General features: G+C 57.6%; 17 protein-coding genes. 9 read left to right on the top strand and 8 right to left on the bottom strand.

Annotated elements, in window-relative coordinates; translation table 11 throughout:
- Window positions 1–19: 19 nt before the first annotated feature.
- The 6 genes from glgP to asd all read right to left on the bottom strand — a co-directional run bounded on the left by glgP (window position 20) and on the right by asd (window position 10,731).
- Complete coding sequence (gene glgP / locus AC2FAJ_RS21900) at window positions 20–2,467, bottom strand: glycogen phosphorylase (protein WP_485454518.1); 2,448 nt, start codon at window positions 2,465–2,467, stop codon at window positions 20–22.
- 18 nt (window positions 2,468–2,485) lie between these two features.
- A complete protein-coding gene (gene glgA, locus AC2FAJ_RS21895) occupies window positions 2,486–3,919 on the bottom strand; it encodes a glycogen synthase GlgA (RefSeq protein WP_041911898.1) in 1,434 nt (477 codons plus the stop codon).
- A complete protein-coding gene (gene glgC / locus AC2FAJ_RS21890) occupies window positions 3,919–5,214 on the bottom strand; it encodes a glucose-1-phosphate adenylyltransferase (protein WP_028014690.1) in 1,296 nt (431 codons plus the stop codon). The genes glgA and glgC overlap by 1 nt, the downstream gene beginning before the upstream one ends.
- Window positions 5,215–5,231: 17 nt before the next feature.
- Window positions 5,232–7,205 (bottom strand): glycogen debranching protein GlgX, encoded by a 1,974-nt coding sequence (gene glgX / locus AC2FAJ_RS21885; RefSeq protein WP_045631444.1) that lies wholly within the window; start codon window positions 7,203–7,205, stop codon window positions 5,232–5,234.
- Window positions 7,202–9,388: a 1,4-alpha-glucan branching enzyme gene (gene glgB / locus AC2FAJ_RS21880; RefSeq protein ID WP_045631445.1), complete on the bottom strand. Its 2,187-nt coding sequence runs from the start codon at window positions 9,386–9,388 to the stop codon at window positions 7,202–7,204. Before glgB ends, glgX begins: the two co-directional genes overlap by 4 nt.
- A gap of 239 nt (window positions 9,389–9,627) precedes the next feature.
- The gene (gene asd, locus AC2FAJ_RS21875; RefSeq protein ID WP_447087698.1) at window positions 9,628–10,731 is read right to left on the bottom strand and encodes an aspartate-semialdehyde dehydrogenase; all 1,104 of its coding nucleotides are present in this window, start codon (window positions 10,729–10,731) and stop codon (window positions 9,628–9,630) included.
- Between the two features lie 177 nt (window positions 10,732–10,908).
- Between asd and yhgN the strand changes: the two genes are divergently transcribed.
- Entirely contained in the window at window positions 10,909–11,502 is a 594-nt protein-coding gene (gene yhgN, locus AC2FAJ_RS21870) for an NAAT family transporter YhgN (protein ID WP_003861574.1), read from the top strand.
- Between the two features lie 64 nt (window positions 11,503–11,566).
- Here yhgN and tusA read toward each other — a convergent pair whose 3' ends face one another.
- A complete protein-coding gene (gene tusA / locus AC2FAJ_RS21865; protein ID WP_032653764.1) occupies window positions 11,567–11,809 on the bottom strand; it encodes a sulfurtransferase TusA in 243 nt (80 codons plus the stop codon).
- 167 nt (window positions 11,810–11,976) lie between these two features.
- On the opposite strand from tusA, the gene AC2FAJ_RS21860 reads away from it, so the two are divergent.
- Both AC2FAJ_RS21860 and AC2FAJ_RS21855 read left to right on the top strand, forming a co-directional pair.
- Window positions 11,977–12,642: a 7-cyano-7-deazaguanine/7-aminomethyl-7-deazaguanine transporter gene (locus AC2FAJ_RS21860; RefSeq protein ID WP_028014693.1), complete on the top strand. Its 666-nt coding sequence runs from the start codon at window positions 11,977–11,979 to the stop codon at window positions 12,640–12,642.
- A 72-nt stretch (window positions 12,643–12,714) separates the two neighbouring features.
- Window positions 12,715–13,272 carry a DcrB family lipoprotein gene (locus AC2FAJ_RS21855; protein WP_028014694.1) on the top strand — a complete coding sequence of 186 codons (558 nt, stop codon included), beginning with the start codon at window positions 12,715–12,717 and terminating at the stop codon, window positions 13,270–13,272.
- A 4-nt stretch (window positions 13,273–13,276) separates the two neighbouring features.
- Here AC2FAJ_RS21855 and AC2FAJ_RS21850 read toward each other — a convergent pair whose 3' ends face one another.
- On the bottom strand, window positions 13,277–14,494 hold the full coding sequence (locus AC2FAJ_RS21850; RefSeq protein ID WP_252009298.1) for an MFS transporter: 1,218 nt from the start codon (window positions 14,492–14,494) through the stop codon (window positions 13,277–13,279).
- Between the two features lie 145 nt (window positions 14,495–14,639).
- On the opposite strand from AC2FAJ_RS21850, the gene AC2FAJ_RS21845 reads away from it, so the two are divergent.
- From AC2FAJ_RS21845 to AC2FAJ_RS21820, 6 genes are all read left to right on the top strand, one after another.
- Window positions 14,640–15,689 (top strand): AI-2E family transporter, encoded by a 1,050-nt coding sequence (locus AC2FAJ_RS21845; protein WP_041911893.1) that lies wholly within the window; start codon window positions 14,640–14,642, stop codon window positions 15,687–15,689.
- Window positions 15,690–16,008: 319 nt separating this feature from the next.
- Entirely contained in the window at window positions 16,009–16,398 is a 390-nt protein-coding gene (locus AC2FAJ_RS21840) for a lipoprotein (RefSeq protein ID WP_048957384.1), read from the top strand.
- 68 nt (window positions 16,399–16,466) lie between these two features.
- Window positions 16,467–17,531: a class I SAM-dependent methyltransferase gene (locus tag AC2FAJ_RS21835; protein WP_182034979.1), complete on the top strand. Its 1,065-nt coding sequence runs from the start codon at window positions 16,467–16,469 to the stop codon at window positions 17,529–17,531.
- A gap of 47 nt (window positions 17,532–17,578) precedes the next feature.
- Entirely contained in the window at window positions 17,579–18,301 is a 723-nt protein-coding gene (locus tag AC2FAJ_RS21830; protein WP_048957385.1) for a beta-ketoacyl synthase chain length factor, read from the top strand.
- Window positions 18,298–19,113, top strand: a complete 816-nt coding sequence (locus AC2FAJ_RS21825; RefSeq protein ID WP_485454517.1) for a lysophospholipid acyltransferase family protein — start codon at window positions 18,298–18,300, stop codon at window positions 19,111–19,113. Before AC2FAJ_RS21830 ends, AC2FAJ_RS21825 begins: the two co-directional genes overlap by 4 nt.
- On the top strand, window positions 19,094–19,351 hold the full coding sequence (locus AC2FAJ_RS21820) for a phosphopantetheine-binding protein (protein ID WP_028014701.1): 258 nt from the start codon (window positions 19,094–19,096) through the stop codon (window positions 19,349–19,351). The genes AC2FAJ_RS21825 and AC2FAJ_RS21820 overlap by 20 nt, the downstream gene beginning before the upstream one ends.
- Window positions 19,352–19,359: the final 8 nt, after the last annotated feature.

Raw genomic sequence — 19,359 nt, 5'->3', positions numbered from 1 at the left:
GCGCCACCGGGCTTTGTTTTTACAACCGCACCGGATCAATATGCCAGATGTTCTCGGCATACTCCTTGATGGTCCTGTCAGACGAGAAATACCCCATGTTGGCGATGTTGTGCATCGCCGCGCTGGTCCACTTCTCCTGCTGACGGTACAGCTCGTCCACTTTATCCTGGCAGTCCACGTAGCTGCGATAATCCGCCAGCACCTGATAGTGGTCGCCAAAGTTAATCAGCGAATCCACCAGATCGCGATAGCGGCCCGGCTCGTCGGGGCTGAACACACCGGTCGCAATCTGCGTCAGGACCTGACGTAGCTCTTCATCCCCTTCATAGAACTCACGCGGGGAGTAGCCTTTCCTGCGCAGCGCCTCCACTTCTTCGGTGGTATTGCCGAAGATAAAGATATTCTCTTCTCCTACGTGCTCCAGCATCTCGACGTTCGCCCCGTCCAGGGTGCCGATGGTCAGCGCGCCGTTGAGGGCAAACTTCATGTTGCTGGTGCCGGACGCTTCCGTTCCCGCCGTGGAGATCTGCTCGGAGAGATCTGCCGCCGGGATGATCAGCTGCGCCAGGCTGACGCTGTAGTTCGGGATGAATACCACCTTCAGCTTGTCGCCAATCTCCGGATCCTGGTTCACCACCTTCGCCACGTCGTTGATCAGGTGAATAATGTGCTTCGCCATGTAGTAAGCGGAAGCCGCCTTACCGGCGAAGATCTTCACGCGCGGCACCCACTCTACGGTTGGATCGGCCTTAATGCGGTTGTAGTGAGTGATCACGTGCAGCACGTTCATCAGCTGACGCTTGTATTCGTGGATGCGCTTGATCTGCACGTCAAACAGCGCTTTCGGGTTTGCGACCACGTTGAGGTGCATCGCCAGCCAGACCGCCAGACGTTTCTTGTTCAGCAGCTTGGCTTCCCGCACGGCCTTGTTCACCGTCGGGAAATCAATATGCTGCTTAAGCTCGCTCAGCTGGCTCAAATCGGTGCGCCAGGTGCGGCCGATATTCTCATCCAGCACGTCAGAGAGCGGCTGGTTGGCCAGCGCCAGCCAGCGGCGCGGCGTAACGCCGTTGGTGACGTTGCAGAAGCGTGTCGGGAAGATCTTCGCGAAGTCCGCAAACAGGGACTGCACCATCAGGTTCGAGTGCAGCTCGGACACGCCGTTGACCTTGTGGCTGATGACAACCGCCAGCCAGGCCATGCGCACGCGGCGACCGTTTGATTCATCAATGATCGAGGCACGGCTCAGCAGCCCGGTATCGTTCGGGTACTGCTCCTGCAGCGTCTTGAGGAAGTAGTCGTTGATCTCGAAGATGATTTGCAGGTGGCGCGGCAGAATTTTGCCGAGCATGTCCACCGGCCAGGTCTCCAGCGCTTCGCTCATCAGGGTGTGGTTGGTGTAGGAGAACACCTGGCACGTCACTTCAAACGCGTCGTCCCAGCTGAACTTGTGCTCGTCGATCAGCAGGCGCATCAGCTCGGGAATGGAGAGCACCGGATGGGTGTCGTTAAGGTGAATCGCGGTTTTCTCCGCCAGGTTGGCGTAGGTTTTGTGCAGCTGGTGGTGGCGGCTGAGGATGTCCTGAATCGTCGCGGAGACGAGGAAATACTCCTGACGCAGGCGCAGCTCGCGCCCGGAGTAGGTTGAGTCATCCGGGTACAGCACGCGGGAGACGTTCTCGGAGTGGTTTTTATCTTCCACCGCCGCAAAGTAGTCGCCCTGGTTAAATTTACCGAGGTTGATTTCGCTGCTCGCCTGGGCATTCCACAGGCGCAGCGTATTGGTCGCATCGGTGTCATAGCCGGGGATGATCTGATCATAGGCCACGGCGAGGATCTCTTCGGTTTCCACCCAGCGGGACTTTTTCCCTTCCTGCTGAATGCGTCCGCCAAAGCGCACCTTGTAGCGCGTGTTGTGGCGCTTGAACTCCCACGGGTTGCCGTATTCCAGCCAGTAGTCCGGGGACTCTTTCTGGCGGCCGTCAACGATGTTCTGCTTGAACATGCCGTAGTCGTAGCGAATACCGTAGCCGCGCCCCGGCAGCGCCAGCGTTGCCAGCGAGTCAAGGAAGCAGGCGGCAAGACGCCCGAGACCACCGTTACCCAGCCCCGGGTCGTTCTCTTCGTCAATCAGCTCTTCTAAATCCAGCCCCATCTCTTCCAGCGCGGTTTTGACGTCGTCGTAGATACCGAGCGACAGCAGCGCGTTGGAGAGGGTGCGGCCAATCAAAAATTCCATCGACAGGTAGTAAACCTGCCGCGTCTCCTGCGAAAGCTGGGCGCGGTTAGAGCGCAGCCAGCGTTCGACCATGCGGTCACGCACCGCAAACAGGGTGGCGTTCAGCCACTCGTGCTTGTTGGCGATGACCGGATCTTTCCCGATGGTAAACATCAGCTTGTAGGCGATGGAGTGCTTTAACGCCTCAACGCTGAGCGTGGGGGAAGAGTAGCTAAATGGAGCGTTCATATCAGTAACTTCGCCTCGTTACATCAAGCGTTGATAAAGGTCGCGGTACGACTGCGCCGCAACGTGCCAGCTAAAGTCCATGGACATCGCCTGACGCTGAACGTAACGCCACAGGGATGGACGGGACCACAAGACGAACGCACGCCGAATCGCCCGAAGCAGCGACCAGGCATTACTGTCTTCAAAGACAAACCCGCTGGCGATACCGTCCGCCAGGTTTTCCAGAGAGCTATCCGACACCGTATCCGCCAGCCCGCCCGTGCGGCGCACCAGCGGCAGCGTGCCGTATTTCAGGCCGTAGAGCTGCGTCAGGCCGCAGGGTTCGAAACGGCTCGGCACCAGAATCACGTCTGCGCCGCCCATAATGCGGTGCGAGAATGCTTCGTGATAGCCAATCTGCACGCCCACCTGCCCCGGATGTTCCGCGGCGGCGGCGAGGAAACCTTCCTGCAGCACCGGGTCGCCCGCGCCGAGCAGCGCCAGCTGTCCGCCCTGCTCCAGTAAACCGGGCAGCGCCTCCAGCACCAGATCCAGCCCTTTCTGGCTGGTCAGGCGGCTGACCACCGCAAACAGCGGCACCTTGTCGTTGACCTTCAGCCCCATCGCAATTTGCAGCTGGCGTTTGTTTTCGGCTTTATCTTCCACCGAGTCGCGGCCATAGCGCGCGGCCAGCAGGAGATCGGTTTCAGGGCTCCAGATCTGCTCATCCACGCCGTTCAGAATGCCCGACAGGCGGCCTTCACGATGGCGCTGCTGCAGCAGCCCTTCCAGACCGTAGCCAAACTCCGGCTGGGTAATTTCACGCGCGTAGGTGGGGCTCACCGCCGTGATGTGGTCGGCGTAGTACAGCCCGGCCTTCAGGAACGAAATTTGCCCGTTGAACTCCAGCCCGTGCATGTTATAGAACGACCATGGCAGATCGATGTCATTCATATGATGCGCATAGTACATGCCCTGATACGCCAGGTTGTGCACCGTAAACACCGATTTTGCCGGATGCCCTTTTGCCGCCAGATACGCTGGCGTCAGCCCGGCGTGCCAGTCGTGCGCGTGGACCACATCCGGACGCCAGAATGGATCCAGCCCGACGGCCATCTCCGCCCCCACCCAGCCGAGCAGCGCAAAGCGCAGCACGTTGTCGGTATAGGCGAACAGGTTGGTATCGTGATACGGGCTGCCCGGACGGTCGTACAGATGCGGCGCGTCGATCAGGTAGATCCCTACGCCGTTGTAGTGCCCAAACAGCAGGGTGATGCGTCCGGCAAACGTTTCACGGCGGGTCACCACCTTTGCATCAGGTATGCCGCGCCGGATATCCGGGAAGGCGGGCAGCAGGACGCGGGTATCGACTCCACCGGCGATTTGCGCCGCCGGTAATGCACCAAGAACATCCGCCAGGCCGCCCGTTTTTAACAACGGGAACATCTCAGAACATACGTGTAAAACCTGCATCATCGCTCCTGTTTGATCTGCAGCTTCCGCAACATTTCCCGTGTGACTAACACGATCCCCTCTTCAGAACGGTAGAAGCGACGCGCATCTTCTTCCGCGTTTTCACCAATCACCATTCCCTCAGGAATGACGCAGGCGCGGTCGATCACGCAGCGACGCAGACGACACGAACGCCCTACCCAGACATCCGGCAGCAGAACCGCCGAATCGATATTACAGAATGAGTTTATACGCACGCGCGGGAACAGCACGGACTGCACCACCACCGAACCGGAGATGATGCACCCGCCGGAGACCAGCGAGTTCAGGGTCATGCCGTGGCTGCCGGAGCGGTCCTGCACGAACTTCGCCGGCGGCAGGGATTCCATGTGGGTACGAATCGGCCAGTTCTGGTCGTACATATCCAGCTCAGGCGTCACGGACGCCAGATCGAGGTTGGCTTTCCAGTACGCTTCCAGGGTTCCCACATCACGCCAGTATGGCTCCGCATTCGGATCGGACTGCACGCAGGACAATGGGAAAGGATGTGCATAGGCCATGCCAGCTTTGGTAATTTTCGGGATGATGTCTTTACCGAAGTCGTGGCTGGAGCTTTCGTCTTTGTCGTCTTCTTCGAGCAGCTCATAAAGATAATCTGCATCAAAGACATAGATCCCCATGCTGGCGAGCGATTTGGTGTCATCGCCCGGCATGGTTGGCGGGTTCGCCGGTTTTTCAACGAAGTCGATAATCTTGTCGTCCGCATCCACGTGCATCACGCCAAACGCCGTCGCCTCGGCAACGGGCACCGGCAGACACGCCACGGTGCAGCGCGCCCCTTTTTCGACGTGGTCGATCAGCATGTGCGAGTAATCCTGCTTGTAGATGTGGTCACCCGCGAGGATCACGATGTATTCCGCGCTGTAGCGGCGAATAATGTCGAGGTTCTGGGTCACCGCATCCGCCGTGCCGCGGTACCAGTTTTCCCCGTGTACGCGCTGCTGCGCCGGGAGCAGATCGACAAACTCGTTCATCTCTTCGCTGAAGAATGACCAGCCGCGCTGAATGTGCTGCACCAGGGTGTGCGACTGATACTGAGTAATGACGCCAATGCGGCGAATGCCCGAGTTCAGGCAGTTTGAGAGCGCAAAGTCGATAATGCGGAACTTACCACCAAAGTGAACGGCCGGCTTGGCGCGCTTGATGGTCAAATCTTTCAGACGGGTACCACGCCCGCCCGCAAGTATCAGGGCAACGGTTTTTAATGGTAGCTGGCGCGCCAACATTAACGGATCGTTCTTCTCTAATCTAACCATGACTAACTCCTTTTTTATCATCTTTGGAATACGCACACTCCGTGCGCAGGCCCGTGCCAGACAGCCATTACTACCGGATTATCCGCTCCGGCAAAGGGGGGAACAGCTCGCCACTCCCCGTCAGGTAAAACAATCTCTGCGACGTCGTCCGTCGCGTTCAGCGTCACCAGCCACTTATCCGAAAGCAGGATTTGCAGGCAGGTGATGCCGTGTTGCCACTCTTGCGCGCTCAACGGCTGCGCGTCTTTATTCAGCCAGCTAACGTTGCCATCGCCCTCTTCCCACCAGCTGTCGGCGGTAAGGGCGGGGATCTGCTGGCGAAGGTGGATCAGCGCCGCGGTGAAATGGGTCAACCCGCTGTTCGCCTCCCCCCAGTCGAGCCAGGTTAAGGTATTGTCCTGGCAATAGGCGTTGTTATTGCCGTGCTGGCTGTGGCCGTGCTCGTCGCCCGCCAGCAGCATCGGCGTGCCCTGAGACAGCAAAAGCGTCGTCAGCAGCGCATGAACGCTGGCGCGTCGCCGCTCGATCACATCCAGACTTCCGCCTAACCCTTCTATACCATGATTGAAGCTATGGTTATTGTTAGTGCCATCGCGATTCTCTTCGCCGTTGGCCTCATTGTGTTTCTGATTGAAACAAACGCAGTCGCGCAGCGTAAAACCGTCATGCGCCGTCACCAGGTTGATGGTGGCCGACGGACGTTTTCCGTCGCGCTTAAAGAGATCGCTGGAGCCGGCAAAGCGTCCGGCGAACTCGCCCAGCGACAGATCGCGCGCCAGCCAGAAGCGGCGGATGGCATCGCGGTAGTGGTCGTTCCACTCGGCAAACAGCGGCGGGAAGTTCCCCACCTGATAACCGCCTTCACCAATGTCCCAGGGTTCCGCAATCAGCTTCACCGTTGAGAGCACCGGGCAGTTTTTTATCGCCTCAAACAGCGGTGCCTGCTGGCTGAACGCCGGGGTGCGCCCCATCACCGGCGCCAGGTCGAAGCGAAAACCGTCCACGTGGAACGTCTCAACCCAGTATTTCAGGCATTCGTACGCGTAATGCGTAACGGCCGGATGGCTGAGGTTGAGGGTGTTACCGCACCCGGTCCAGTTCTCGTAATCGCCATCTTCCCTGATCCAATAATAGCTACGGTTATCGATTCCGCGCTGTGAGAGCGTCGGGCCGTCAAGATCGCTTTCCGCACTGTGGTTCAGCACCACGTCCAGAATGACCTCAATGCCCGCGGCGTGGAGTGCCTTCACCGCGTCGCGAAACTCGTCCCGCGCTTTCTCCGGATGCACCGCGTAGCGCGGGTCGAGAGCGAACATCGCCAGCGGGTTGTAGCCCCAGTAGTTGCTTAACCCAAGACGCTGAAGACGCGGCTCGCTGGCGAAATGCGCCACGGGCAACAGCTCCAGCGCGGTGATCCCTAAGTGCTTCAGGTAAGCGACCATCGTCGGATGCCCAAGCGCTTTGTAAGTGCCGCGCATCTCTTTGGGGATCGACGGGTGCAGATACGTCAACCCTTTGACGTGGGCTTCATAAATAACGGTGTTGCCCCACGGCGTACGCGGCGGGGCATCGTCTTCCCAGTCGTAGAGATCGTGCACCACCATGCTTTTCGGCGCGACGGGCGCGCTGTTGCGGTGGTCCGGTTCGCCGTAGCCGACGTGGAACAGCGGGTCGTCTTTAAACTCGCCGTCCACGCGGCGCGCGCACGGGTCAATCAGCAGCTTCGCCGGGTTAAACCAGTGCCCCTGAGAAGGCTCCCACGGGCCGTGTACGCGAAAACCGTAGTGCATTCCCGGACGCCCGCCGGACAGGTAACCGTGCCAGATGTCTCCCGTGCGGGACGGTAAATCGTAACGGTGCTCGTTACCCTCCCCGTCAAACACGCAGAGTTCCACCCGCTCCGCGTGAGCAGAAAAGAGCGTGAAGTTCACCCCCTTTCCATCAAAACTCGCGCCGAGCGGTTCGGGTTTACCTGCCGTAAGCTGCGTCATTCTCCCTCCCGCATCAGCCAGATGGTGCCAAGCGGCGGCAGCGTCAGGCTCAGGGAGTTGGGACGCCCGTGGCTTTCAATCGCATCGCTCTGCACCAGCCCGCCGTTACCGGCGTTACTGCCGTGGTAATGCATGGAGTCGGTATTCAGGATCTCGCGCCATTTGCCCGGCTGGTTAATGCCGAAGCGGTAGTGTTCGCGCGGCACCGGGGTGAAGTTGCTGGCGACGATGATCTCGTTACCCGCCTTGTCGCGGCGCACAAAGACAAACACCGAGCGCTCGTGGTCGTCCACCACCAGCCACTCAAAGCCGTACGGGTCGAAGTCCAGCTCGTGTAGCGCTTTGTGGTGGCGGTAGGTCAGGTTCAGGTCGCGCACCAGACGCTGTACGCCGTGGTGCCAGTTGTCGCCGCCCTCCAGCAGATGCCAGTCGAGGCTGGTGTCGTGGTTCCACTCGCGACCCTGGGCGAACTCATTGCCCATAAACAGCAGCTTTTTGCCCGGGAAGGCAAACATCCAGCCGTAGTAGGCGCGCAGGTTGGCAAACTTCTGCCACGCGTCGCCCGGCATGCGGTCGAGAATGGATTTTTTGCCGTGCACCACTTCATCGTGCGACAGCGGCAGCATGAAGTTTTCGGTGTAGTTGTAGAGCAGCCCGAAGGTGAGCTTATCGTGGTGATACTGACGATAAACCGGGTCGAGCTTCATGTAGTCGAGCGTATCGTGCATCCAGCCCAGGTTCCACTTGTACCAGAACCCCAGGCCGCCTGATGACGGAGGGCGGGAGACGCCCGCAAAGTCCGTCGACTCTTCCGCCATGGTCACGGCGCCTTCCACCTGCTCGCCAATGATGCGGTTGGTGTTGCGCAGAAATTCAATCGCTTCGAGGTTTTCACGGCCGCCATACTCGTTCGGGATCCACTCCCCCTCTTTGCGGCTGTAGTCGCGGTAGATCATCGAGGCCACCGCATCCACGCGCAGGGCATCAATGCCGAAGCGTTCGATCCAGTACAGCGCATTCCCCACCAGGTAGTTTGACACTTCACGGCGACCGTAGTTGTAGATCAGCGTGTTCCAGTCCTGGTGATAGCCTTCGCGCGGGTCGCTGTGCTCGTACAGCTTCGTGCCGTCGAACTCTGCCAGCGCAAAATCGTCCGACGGGAAATGGCCCGGCACCCAGTCGAGGATCACGTTCAGCCCGGCGGCGTGCGCAGCATCAATGAAATAACGGAAATCATCGCGCGTGCCGAAGCGCCGCGTGGGCGCATACAGCCCGGTGGGCTGATAGCCCCAGCTGCCATCGAACGGGTGCTCGTTAACCGGCAGCAGTTCGAGGTGGGTAAAGCCCATCCATTTGGCGTACGGCACCAGCTGGTCCGCCAGCTCGCGATAGCTCAGCCAGAAGTTGTTATCCGTGTGGCGACGCCACGAGCCGAGGTGCACCTCATAGACGGAGATCGGCGCATCAAAGCGGTTAGCCTGCTTGCGCTCCTCGCTCTGGACAACCTTGTCCGGAAGGCCGCATATCAGCGAGGCGGTATTCGGGCGCAGTTCGGCCTCAAAGGCGTACGGGTCGGATTTAATACGCAGCTTGCCGTTGGCATCGATCATCTCGAATTTGTAGAGCTGACCGTTGTGCGCGCCGGGGATAAACAGCTCCCAGATGCCGGTTTCCCGGCGCAGGCGCATGGGGTGACGACGACCGTCCCAGTAGTTGAACTGCCCGACGACGGAGACGCGCTGGGCGTTTGGCGCCCATACGGCAAAGCGCGTGCCGGTGATACCGTCCATGGTATCCGCATGGGCACCCAGCGTTTCGTAAGGGCGTAAATGGGTCCCTTCGGACAGCAGCCAGGCGTCCATCTCTTTTAAGAGCGGCCCAAAGCTGTAGGGATCGTCAATCAGGTTTTGCTGGCCGTGCCAGATAACGGCGAGCTGATAGCGAAAGGGGTTTTTACGGCGGGGCATGACGCCCGAGAAGAAGCCGCGCGAGTCGAGGCATTCCAGATTACCCACCTTGCGGCCGGTTTTGGGTTCGATAACCCACACTTCTGTCGCATCCGGCAACAGCGCCCGAACTTCCAGTCCGGCCTCTGTACGGTGCATCCCTAGCACAGAAAAGGGGTCGGCAAAATGACCCGCAATAAGCGCATTAATCACGTCTCTCGAAATACGATCGGACATGGTATTCATCCTGTTTTTTTATGTCGCCCTTTTTACGCGCTCCGGGACGACTTTTAATGTGACCTAAACGGTGCAGTTGATCCTCTCTGCTCCGCCCTACCCTCAGGTGAGAAATAAATCTTCCTTAAAGCATAGCCAACGTCGTGGTTCCTCCTGATAAAAAATAAGACATCTGCGTTTTACTCCATGTAGTACGCAAAAAAAGGGGGTGACAATCACCCCCTGTGTTTAACAAATTATTACGCCAGCTGGTGCAGCATGCGGCGCAGCGGCTCGGCGGCACCCCACAACAGCTGGTCGCCGACGGTGAATGCGGAGAGATACTCCGGCCCCATGTTCAGCTTGCGCAGGCGGCCAACCGGCGTGGTCAGCGTGCCGGTAACGGCAGCCGGGGTCAGTTCACGCATGGTGATATCGCGATCGTTTGGTACCACTTTCGCCCACGGGTTGTGCGCGGCCAGCAGCTCTTCCACGGTCGGAATAGACACATCTTTTTTCAGTTTAATGGTGAAGGCCTGGCTGTGGCAGCGCAGCGCGCCGATACGCACGCACAGGCCGTCAACCGGAATGGTATTCGCGGTGGCGAGAATTTTGTTGGTCTCCGCCTGGCCCTTCCACTCTTCGCGGGTCTGGCCGTTATCCAGCTGTTTGTCGATCCACGGGATCAGGCCACCGGCCAGCGGTACGCCAAAGTTATCCACTGGCAGCTCGCCGCTGCGGGTCAGCTGAGTGACTTTGCGCTCGATGTCGAGGATGGCGGACGCCGGGTTTGCCAGCTCGGTCGCGACGCTTTGATGCAGCTGGCCCATCTGGGTCAGCAGCTCGCGCATGTGCCGCGCGCCGCCGCCGGACGCGGCCTGGTAGGTCGCCACGGAGACCCACTCCACCAGGTCCTGCGCGAACAGGCCGCCGAGGGACATCAGCATCAGGCTGACGGTGCAGTTGCCGCCAACAAAGGTTTTCACGCCGTTGTTCAGGCCGTCGGTGATGACGTCCTGGTTAACCGGGTCGAGAATAATGATGGCATCGTCTTTCATGCGCAGTGAAGAGGCTGCGTCAATCCAGTAGCCCTGCCAGCCGCTTTCACGCAGCTTTGGATAGATTTCGTTGGTATAATCGCCGCCCTGGCAGGTCACAATAATGTCGAGTGCCTTCAGCGCTTCCAGATCGTAAGCGTCCTGCAACGTGCCTGTGGTACCACCAAAGGACGGAGCAGCCTGGCCGAGCTGGGAAGTGGAGAAGAAGACCGGGCGGATAGCGTCGAAATCGCGCTCTTCAACCATGCGTTGCATGAGTACAGAGCCGACCATACCGCGCCAGCCGATGAAACCAACGTTTTTCATAGCATTTTTTTCCTGCTGAGGGTGTGTGCTGATTGTGCAAGCCAGTATTGAACTGGGATATGCTTCACATTACAAAATGCTGCCAAAGTCGCAAGCGAAATTAATCGATGATTGCCCGGCAATCAGAAATACAGCTAATTATCATAATAACCATAGAGAGTTTCAGGGATAATTTACATGAGTGAAATCATTTCAGCAGCGGTTTTATTGATCCTGATAATGGATCCACTGGGCAACCTGCCCATCTTCATGTCGGTGCTGAAGCACACCGAGCCGAAGCGCCGCCGGGCGATCATGATCCGCGAGCTGCTTATTGCCCTGCTGGTGATGTTTATCTTCCTGTTTGCCGGTGAAAAAATCCTCGCGTTCCTGAACCTGCGCGCCGAAACGGTCTCCATTTCCGGCGGGATTATTCTGTTCCTGATTGCCATTAAGATGATCTTCCCGAGCGCCGAAGGCAGCAGCAGCGGCCTGCCCGCGGGCGAAGAGCCGTTTATTGTGCCGCTGGCGATTCCCCTCGTCGCGGGGCCAACCATTCTGGCGACGCTGATGCTGCTGTCGCATCAGTATCCCAATCAGATGAGCCATCTGGTGATTGCCCTGCTAATTGCCTGGGGCGGAACATTTATTATTCTGCTGCAGTCGTCGCTGTTCCTGCGCCTGCTGGGTGAAAAAGGGGTGAACGCGCTGGAGCGTCTGATGGGGCTGATTCTGGTAATGATGGCGACGCAGATGTTCCTGGACGGCATCCGGGCGTGGATGAAAGGATGACTTTCTCCCTCTCCCCGTGGGAGAGGGCCGGGGTGAGGGCATCAGGCCGCAGAGGACAGCCCACCTACCCCTTACGAATCAAATACCGGTACGGCAGCGTTTCCGTCTGCTGCGCCACCAGCTCATGCTCCATAAAGGTACAAAAACCGGGAATATCGCGCGTGGTGGCCGGATCGTCGGCAATAATCAGCAGCGTTTCACCGGTCTGCATGTTACGCACGGTCTTACGTACCATCATTACCGGCTCCGGGCAGCGAAGGCCCTGGGCATCAAGGGTGTGGTCTGGGCTGGAAAACAGGTCGGTCATGATCTTCTCGGTCAGATAAAAACGGCAGTAGTTTACGCCCCGGCGCGGGCAATGCAAACCAGGTTAACGATTGCGCAAAAACTAACCATTGCAATGTCCAGCCAAAGCAGTATCATGCTGCGGTTTTTATTGGGTTCCCTCACCCCAACGTATAAAAAGGTCACAATATGACGCAGTTCTCTGAATCACAGCGCGTAAAAGCGTTGTTCTGGCTTTCGCTTTTCCATTTGCTGGTGATCACCTCCAGCAACTACCTGGTGCAGCTCCCGATCTCCATTTTTGGTTTTCATACCACCTGGGGCGCGTTCAGCTTTCCGTTTATTTTCCTCGCCACCGATCTGACCGTGCGTATCTTCGGCGCACCGCTGGCTCGCCGCATTATCTTTGCGGTCATGCTTCCGGCACTGTTCATCTCGTACGTGATCTCTTCCCTGTTTTACATGGGAAGCTGGCAGGGCTTTGAGGCGCTGACACACTTCAACCTGTTTGTCGCCCGTATCGCCGCGGCAAGCTTTATGGCCTACGCGCTGGGGCAGATCCTCGACGTGCACGTGTTTAACCGCCTGCGTCAGAATCACCGCTGGTGGATGGCGCCGACCGCGTCCACGCTGTTCGGCAACGTAAGCGATACGCTGGCCTTCTTCTTCATCGCCTTCTGGCGCAGCCCGGATGCCTTTATGGCCGAGCACTGGATGGAGATCGCGCTGGTGGACTACTGCTTCAAGGTGCTCATCAGCATTGTTTTCTTCCTGCCGATGTACGGCGTGCTGCTGAATATGCTGCTGAAAAGGCTGGCAGATAAATCTGAAATCACGGCATTGCAGGCTGGTTAAGGGTTCGCTTTATCAGTTGTGATAAGATGGGTGAATGAGCCGCTATGGCCGTTTATCGAAAGGAAGAAGTCAATGCGCAATCTGGTTAAATATGTCGGGATTGGCCTGCTGGTTGTGGGTCTTGCAGCCTGTGATAACAGCGACACGAAAACGCCTGCTCAGGGCGCATCCGCAGAAAGCAACGCGACCGGTCAGCCGGTGAATCTGATGGATGGCAAACTCAGTTTCTCTCTGCCAGCCGATATGACTGACCAGAGCGGCAAGCTGGGCACCCAGGCGAATAACATGCATGTTTACTCCGACGCAACCGGCCAGAAAGCGGTCATTGTGATTGTGGGCGACGACACCAGCGAAGACCTGGCCGTCCTGTCCAAACGTCTGGAAGACCAGCAGCGCGGCCGCGATCCGCAGCTGCAGGTGGTAACCAATAAATCCATCGAGCTGAAAGGCCATAAGCTGCAGCAGCTGGACAGCATCATCTCCGCAAAAGGCCAGACCGCCTGGTCTTCTGTGGTGCTGGGCAAGGTTGATAACAAACTGCTGACCCTGCAGATCACCCTGCCAGCGGAAGATCAGCAGAAAGCGCAGACGGCTGCTGAAAACATCATTAACACCATCGTGATCCAGTAACCCTTCACGACGATGACGTGGCCTCCGGTGCCTGCACCGGGGGCCATTTTTTTAGCCGCCACGTCAGCAGCAGGGCAATTATCACCAGACCCGCCGCGGCAAGATAGATCACCGGTACCCCCGCCCAGGCCATCACCAGCCCCGCCAGCGGCCCGGTTATGCCTAAAGACATATCCATAAATACCGTATAGGTCGCCAGCGCCGCCCCCTGGTTCTGCTGCGGCACCGCTTTAACCGCCACCACGCCCAGCGCCGGGAAGACCAGCGAGAAACCGGCTCCCGCCAGGAATACGCCAATTTTCGCCATCCAGGGCGCGCTGGCGATGCCGGTTAACAGCAGCCCGACAATCTCTACCGTAAAGCAGATCATCGCCACGTTCAGCCCGCCCAGACGGTTGATACCGTTCGGGAAAAGCAGGCGTGCGCCAACAAACGCACCGCTGAAGAGGGTTAACGCAAAGGCCGCGCCCTCCCAGCCTTTGGCGTCATAAAACAGGGTAATGAAGGTCGCAATGACGCCGAAGCCGGTGGTCGCCAGGGCCAGCGCCATGCCGTACGGCCAGACGCGCCCCAGCACGGCCCGAAACGGCAGCGGTTTGCCCTTGCTGGTCTTCACTTTCGGGCGCGGCAGCGCAAACAGTATCGCCACAAGCGCGACCGCTATAATGGTCAGCGACAGTCCATACAGGCCGCCAAAGGCGTAACAGGCCACGCCAAGCGGCGCGCCGAGCGCCATCGCCCCGTAGGTGACGATCCCGTTCCACGAGATAACCCGGCCAATGTGTGGTGCACCGACAACCCCCACACCCCATAGCGTCGAGCCGGTTCCTGCCAGGCTTTGCCCAATCCCGAGAATGACGCGGCCCAGGCAAAGCAGCGCCAGGCTGACCAGCGGCCAGTGGCTGGTAGCGGCAGCCAGCAGGTAGCTCAGACCACTGAGGAAACAGCCGCACAATCCCACTACCACAATGCTTTTGGGACCGAACAGGTCGGCGTAGCGCCCGGCGTGCGGGCGGCTAAGGAGCGTGGCGAAATACTGCAGGCTGATGACCAGCCCCGCCCAGAACGCGCTAAAACCCATCACGTCATGGACGTAGCCCGGCAGAACCGCCAGCGGCAGGCCGATCGTTAAATAGCTGGCAAAGTTGAAGATAACGACGGAAACAATGCGCAGATTGAGGCGCAATCCGCTCAGCGCCGGTTCGGCGGCAGGTTCTGGCATGGGGTTCTACCTGAATTTTTTGCAACAGTGTTTCACTATTACCACGGAGCAATAAGAAAATCAGCCCCGACTTTCAGATTATCGGTGCCAGACGAAGCGGCCCTAAGGCACTACACTTATCGGGTCATCTTACTAAGGAACACGCATGTTAGCTCCCCAGCCTGATAAAGCAGGACTCCACATCTTATTAAAACTCGCCTGTCTGGTGGTTATCCTTGCGGGTATACATGCTGCCGCTGACATTATCGTCCAGCTCCTGCTGGCGCTCTTTTTTGCTATTGTCCTCAATCCGCTGGTGACCTGGTTTTTACGCCGGGGCGTGAGCCGCCCGGTGGCCATCACCATCGTGGTTATCGTGATGCTGATTGGCCTGACGGCGCTCTTCGGCGTACTGGCGGCATCGCTGAGCGAATTCTCCACCATGTTGCCGCAGTACAATAAAGAGCTGACGCGTAAAATCGTCGCGCTGCAGGAGATGATGCCCTTTCTTAACCTGCATATTTCGCCAGAACGGATGCTGCGCAGAATGGATTCCGAGAAGGTCATGACTTACGCTACCACGCTGATGACCGGCCTTTCCGGCGCGATGGCCAGCATTTTGCTGCTGGTCATGACGGTGGTGTTTATGCTGTTCGAAGTGCGCCATGTTCCGTATAAGCTACGCTTTGCTTTAAATAACCCGCAAATACACATTGCCGGCCTACACCGCGCCTTAAAGGGCGTCTCCAAATATCTGGCGCTGAAAACGCTGCTAAGCGTCTGGACCGGGATTATTGTCTGGCTGGGGCTGATGCTGATGGACGTCCAGTTCGCGCTGATGTGGGGGGTGCTGGCGTTTCTGCTGAACTACGTGCCGAATATTGGCGCGGTGCTTTCCGCCGTGCCGCCGATGATTCAGGCGTTTCTGTTTAACGGTTTCTACGAATGTATGCTGGTCGGAGCGCTGTTCCTCGTCGTGCATATGGTGCTGGGTAACATTCTTGAACCGCGCATGATGGGGCACCGGCTGGGCATGTCGACGCTGGTGGTGTTTTTATCCTTGCTGATTTGGGGATGGCTGCTGGGCCCTGTCGGCATGCTGCTGTCGGTCCCGCTGACCAGCGTATGTAAAATCTGGATGGAAACCACCAAAGGGGGCAGCAAGCTGGCGATCCTGCTTGGGCCGGGGCGGCCGAAAAGCCGGTTGCCGGGGTAACGTATCTGTCTGTGTAAACGGGTTTATACCGTCAAATACCGCGACGCTCACCGTCGCGGTATTTTTATTTGCGTTAAGGCTTATTCCTTCCGTTTTTTATCAACTCATCCAGATTTCGCTTAAATGCAACATCCCTTAAATCAAATTTAAAAAAACGGAATGATTAATTATTTTGCGTGATATTATACCCCGCCTTAGCGACGACGTAATGTAAACATTAATATTGATTAAAAACACATCTGACTTAATCCCTAAGCTTGGTGATGCTTATTTGTAAAAAACACTACCTTTAATTGTTATTATTGATATGGAGTTGTTGATGAAAAAGCTCGTTAAATGGTGCGCTGCCGCCGTATTCGTTGGCGCACTGGCTGGCTGTGCGCGTACCGCCCCTATTGCTCAGGTTCACTCTGTCGTGAGCGCGGGTCATACTGCCGATCAGGTGAAAACAGCCATTTTGAAAGCAGGCCAGAAGCGTGACTGGATCATGACGGAAGCGGGCCCGGGCGTGATTAAGGGCCGTCTGCAGGCACGCGATCACTCGGTCCAGGTGCGTATTCCCTACTCTGCGACAAGTTATTCAATTAATTACGAAAGCAGCCTGAACCTGAAAGCGGCAGACGGTAAAATTCACAAAAATTATAACCGCTGGGTGAACAACCTCGACCACGATATTCAGCTGAACCTTTCTGCGGGTGCCGCGCTGTAATATTTTTCTAAAGTCGGGCCGGACATGGCCCGATAACCTCATTTCTTACCCTGAAAGGTTACGCAACAATGTACGAAAAGGACACGCTCAGCGCGCTGGATGCCATTACCGAAGCGCAACGCATCGCTTTTGCGCCGATGTTATTTCAGACCGCGCTTTGTCTGCGTAACTCGGGCGTTCTCGCCTGGCTCGATAAACAGGGTAATAAGGGGGCGAGCCTCGACGAAATAACCGAAAACAGTACCCTGAGCAGTTATGCCGTCAGCGTATTGTTAGACATGGGATTAAGCGGGCGGATAATTACTTATAAAGAAGGTCGTTATTTCCTGGCGAAAGTGGGCCATTTCTTACTCCACGATACCATGACCCGCGTTAATATGGATTTCACGCAGGACGTCTGTTACCAGGGGTTATTTCATCTGGCCGATGCCCTGCAGAAAGAAAAACCGACTGGATTATCCGTCTTTGGCGACTGGCCAACCATCTATCCGGCTTTATCCCAGCTTCCTGCCCCGGCAAAAGAGAGCTGGTTTGCCTTCGATCATTACTATTCCGACGCCGCTTTTGACGCTGCGTTGCCATATATATTCGCAAGCTCGCCGACAAAATTGTACGATGTGGGCGGAAATACAGGTAAATGGTCGTTACGCTGCTGCCGCTATGACGACAATGTTGCCGTGACGATCCTCGATCTCCCGCAGCAGATAGCGCTGGCGCAGGAAAACATCGAAAAAGCAGGTTTTTCTCATCGTATTGGATTCCATGCTGTCGATATGCTTAGTCCGTCGGCATTGCCGGGAGATGCCGACGTCTGGTGGATGAGCCAGTTCCTCGACTGTTTCTCTCCGGATCAGATTGTCGCCATGCTGACGCGCGTCGCAGAGGTCATGAAGCCTGGCGCACGGTTGTGCATCATGGAGCTTTTCTGGGATGCCCAGAAATATGAAGCGGCGGCTTTCAGCCTGAATGCCACCTCGCTCTATTTCACCTGTATGGCGAATGGCAATAGCCGGTTTTACAGCGTAGAGAAGTTTTATCACTACCTGGAAAGGGCGGGCTTCAGCATAGCACAGCGGCTGGATAACCTTGGGGTAGGTCATACCCTGTTAATTTGCACCAAACGTGAACAATAGCGCAGCCTGGCTGCCCTTTGAATACGGTATTCCGCGGACGCGCGTAGATGAAATTTTCACTGAACATTATTGACTGGCAGGCAAGAGCGCCAGGACTAAGCGATGCCGCAGAGTGGCAGGCGTGGTCGTGCCTGCAGTCGACCATCGACCCGACGGCTCCTCTACCCCGCCTGACCGCGTTACCCATGATGACCGCGCGCCGCCTTAACTCAGGCAGTAAGCTGGCGGTGGATATTGGTCTTGCCATGCTGCAAAGCCACGCCATAGACGCCGTCGTCTATTCCAGCCGCCACGGCGAGCTGGAGCGCAATTACCGTATTCTGCATACGCTGGCGACCGGGCAGGCCGTCTCGCCTACCGACTTCGCCATGTCCGTGCACAATTCCGCGGTGGGCAATCTCACGATCGCCGCTCGCCAGCCTGTTGTCTCGTCATCCATTTCCGCCGGGCTGGACACCTTCCAGCAGGCCCTGTGTGAAGTGCTGAGCCTGCTGCATGCGGGCTACTCCCGCGTCCTGCTGGTGGATTTTGACGGCGCGCTGCCGGAATTTTACCATCCGGCGTTACCGCCGCAGATGCCTACCTGGCCGTACGCGGTGGCGCTGGTGATTGAAGCCGGCAGCGAATGGCAGTGCGAAACCCGCAGCGGCAGCACGGGTGAGGAAGCCGCCCTGCCGCAAAGCCTGATGTTCCTGCAACGCTATCTCCGTGAGGAACAACAGTTTGTGGTGCCCGGCGAACGTTTGCTGTGGCAGTGGGCGCGCCAATGAACCGCCTGACCGCCCGGATCAACTGGCTATGGCGTCTGGTCATGACCGGATTCTGCTTCGTGCTGTTTGGCGCGGGCGGGCTGCTGCTGTCGCTGGTCTGGTTCAACCTGCTGCTGATTGCCCAGCGCGATCGCGCCAAACGCCGTCGCCTGGCGCGCCGCAGCATCGCGGCCAGCTTCCGCTTCTTCTTAACCGTTGCCCGCGGCACCGGGGTGCTGGACTATCGCATCCACAATCTTGATGCTCTGCGCGGCGATCGGGGCTGCCTGGTGGTGGCTAACCACCCTACGTTAATTGACTACGTGATTCTGGCGTCGGTAATGCCCGAAACCGACTGTCTGGTGAAAAGCGCGTTACTGCGCAATCCGTTTGTCAGCGGCGTTATCCGCGCGGCGGATTATCTGATTAACAGCGAGGCCGAGCCTCTGCTCGCTGCCAGCCAGCTGCGTCTGGCCCAGGGCGACACGCTGTTAATCTTCCCGGAAGGGACGCGTACCCGCCCAGGTGAGGCGATGTCCCTCCAGCGCGGCGCGGCAAATATCGCCGTGCGCTGCCGCAGCGATCTGCGGATCGTACTCATCCACTGCAGCGAGCACCTGCTGGATAAAAAAAGCCGCTGGTATGATGTACCGCCCGCAAAACCTGTCTTTACCGTCGATGTGCGCGATCGCGTGAACATCGACGAATTTTACGATGCAAGGCAACAAGAACCGGCACTGGCGGCAAGGCAGTTAAACCGGCACCTGCAGCATCGATTAACATCAGGCCTTCAATCTTTGTCAGGAATTAATGATGCAAGCGCTTTATCTTGAAATTAAGAATCTCATTATCACCACGCTGAATCTGGACGAGCTTACCGCAGAGGATATTGATACCGATGCCGCGCTGTTTGGCGACGGGCTGGGTCTCGACTCTATCGACGCGCTGGAGCTGGGTCTGGCGGTGAAAAACCAGTATGGCGTGGTGCTTTCTGCCGAAAGCGAAGAGATGCGCCAGCACTTCTTTTCCGTCGCCACCCTGGCGTCCTTTATCCACGCCCAACGCGCCTGAGATGTGAA

This window comes from Enterobacter cloacae complex sp. 385G4 (assembly GCF_057320665.1).
This window is presented reverse-complemented; position numbering and strand designations above follow the sequence as displayed.

Bases quoted from the DNA above. Each gene is read 5' to 3' on its own strand.
- glgP (WP_485454518.1), bottom strand. From the start codon at position 2,467: ATGAACGCTCCATTTAGCTACTCTTCCCCCACGCTCAGCGTTGAGGCG.
- glgA (WP_041911898.1), bottom strand. From the start codon at position 3,919: ATGCAGGTTTTACACGTATGTTCTGAGATGTTCCCGTTGTTAAAAACG.
- glgC (WP_028014690.1), bottom strand. From the start codon at position 5,214: ATGGTTAGATTAGAGAAGAACGATCCGTTAATGTTGGCGCGCCAGCTA.
- glgX (WP_045631444.1), bottom strand. From the start codon at position 7,205: ATGACGCAGCTTACGGCAGGTAAACCCGAACCGCTCGGCGCGAGTTTT.
- glgB (WP_045631445.1), bottom strand. From the start codon at position 9,388: ATGTCCGATCGTATTTCGAGAGACGTGATTAATGCGCTTATTGCGGGT.
- asd (WP_447087698.1), bottom strand. From the start codon at position 10,731: ATGAAAAACGTTGGTTTCATCGGCTGGCGCGGTATGGTCGGCTCTGTA.
- yhgN (WP_003861574.1), top strand. From the start codon at position 10,909: ATGAGTGAAATCATTTCAGCAGCGGTTTTATTGATCCTGATAATGGAT.
- tusA (WP_032653764.1), bottom strand. From the start codon at position 11,809: ATGACCGACCTGTTTTCCAGCCCAGACCACACCCTTGATGCCCAGGGC.
- AC2FAJ_RS21860 (WP_028014693.1), top strand. From the start codon at position 11,977: ATGACGCAGTTCTCTGAATCACAGCGCGTAAAAGCGTTGTTCTGGCTT.
- AC2FAJ_RS21855 (WP_028014694.1), top strand. From the start codon at position 12,715: ATGCGCAATCTGGTTAAATATGTCGGGATTGGCCTGCTGGTTGTGGGT.
- AC2FAJ_RS21850 (WP_252009298.1), bottom strand. From the start codon at position 14,494: ATGCCAGAACCTGCCGCCGAACCGGCGCTGAGCGGATTGCGCCTCAAT.
- AC2FAJ_RS21845 (WP_041911893.1), top strand. From the start codon at position 14,640: ATGTTAGCTCCCCAGCCTGATAAAGCAGGACTCCACATCTTATTAAAA.
- AC2FAJ_RS21840 (WP_048957384.1), top strand. From the start codon at position 16,009: ATGAAAAAGCTCGTTAAATGGTGCGCTGCCGCCGTATTCGTTGGCGCA.
- AC2FAJ_RS21835 (WP_182034979.1), top strand. From the start codon at position 16,467: ATGTACGAAAAGGACACGCTCAGCGCGCTGGATGCCATTACCGAAGCG.
- AC2FAJ_RS21830 (WP_048957385.1), top strand. From the start codon at position 17,579: ATGAAATTTTCACTGAACATTATTGACTGGCAGGCAAGAGCGCCAGGA.
- AC2FAJ_RS21825 (WP_485454517.1), top strand. From the start codon at position 18,298: ATGAACCGCCTGACCGCCCGGATCAACTGGCTATGGCGTCTGGTCATG.
- AC2FAJ_RS21820 (WP_028014701.1), top strand. From the start codon at position 19,094: ATGCAAGCGCTTTATCTTGAAATTAAGAATCTCATTATCACCACGCTG.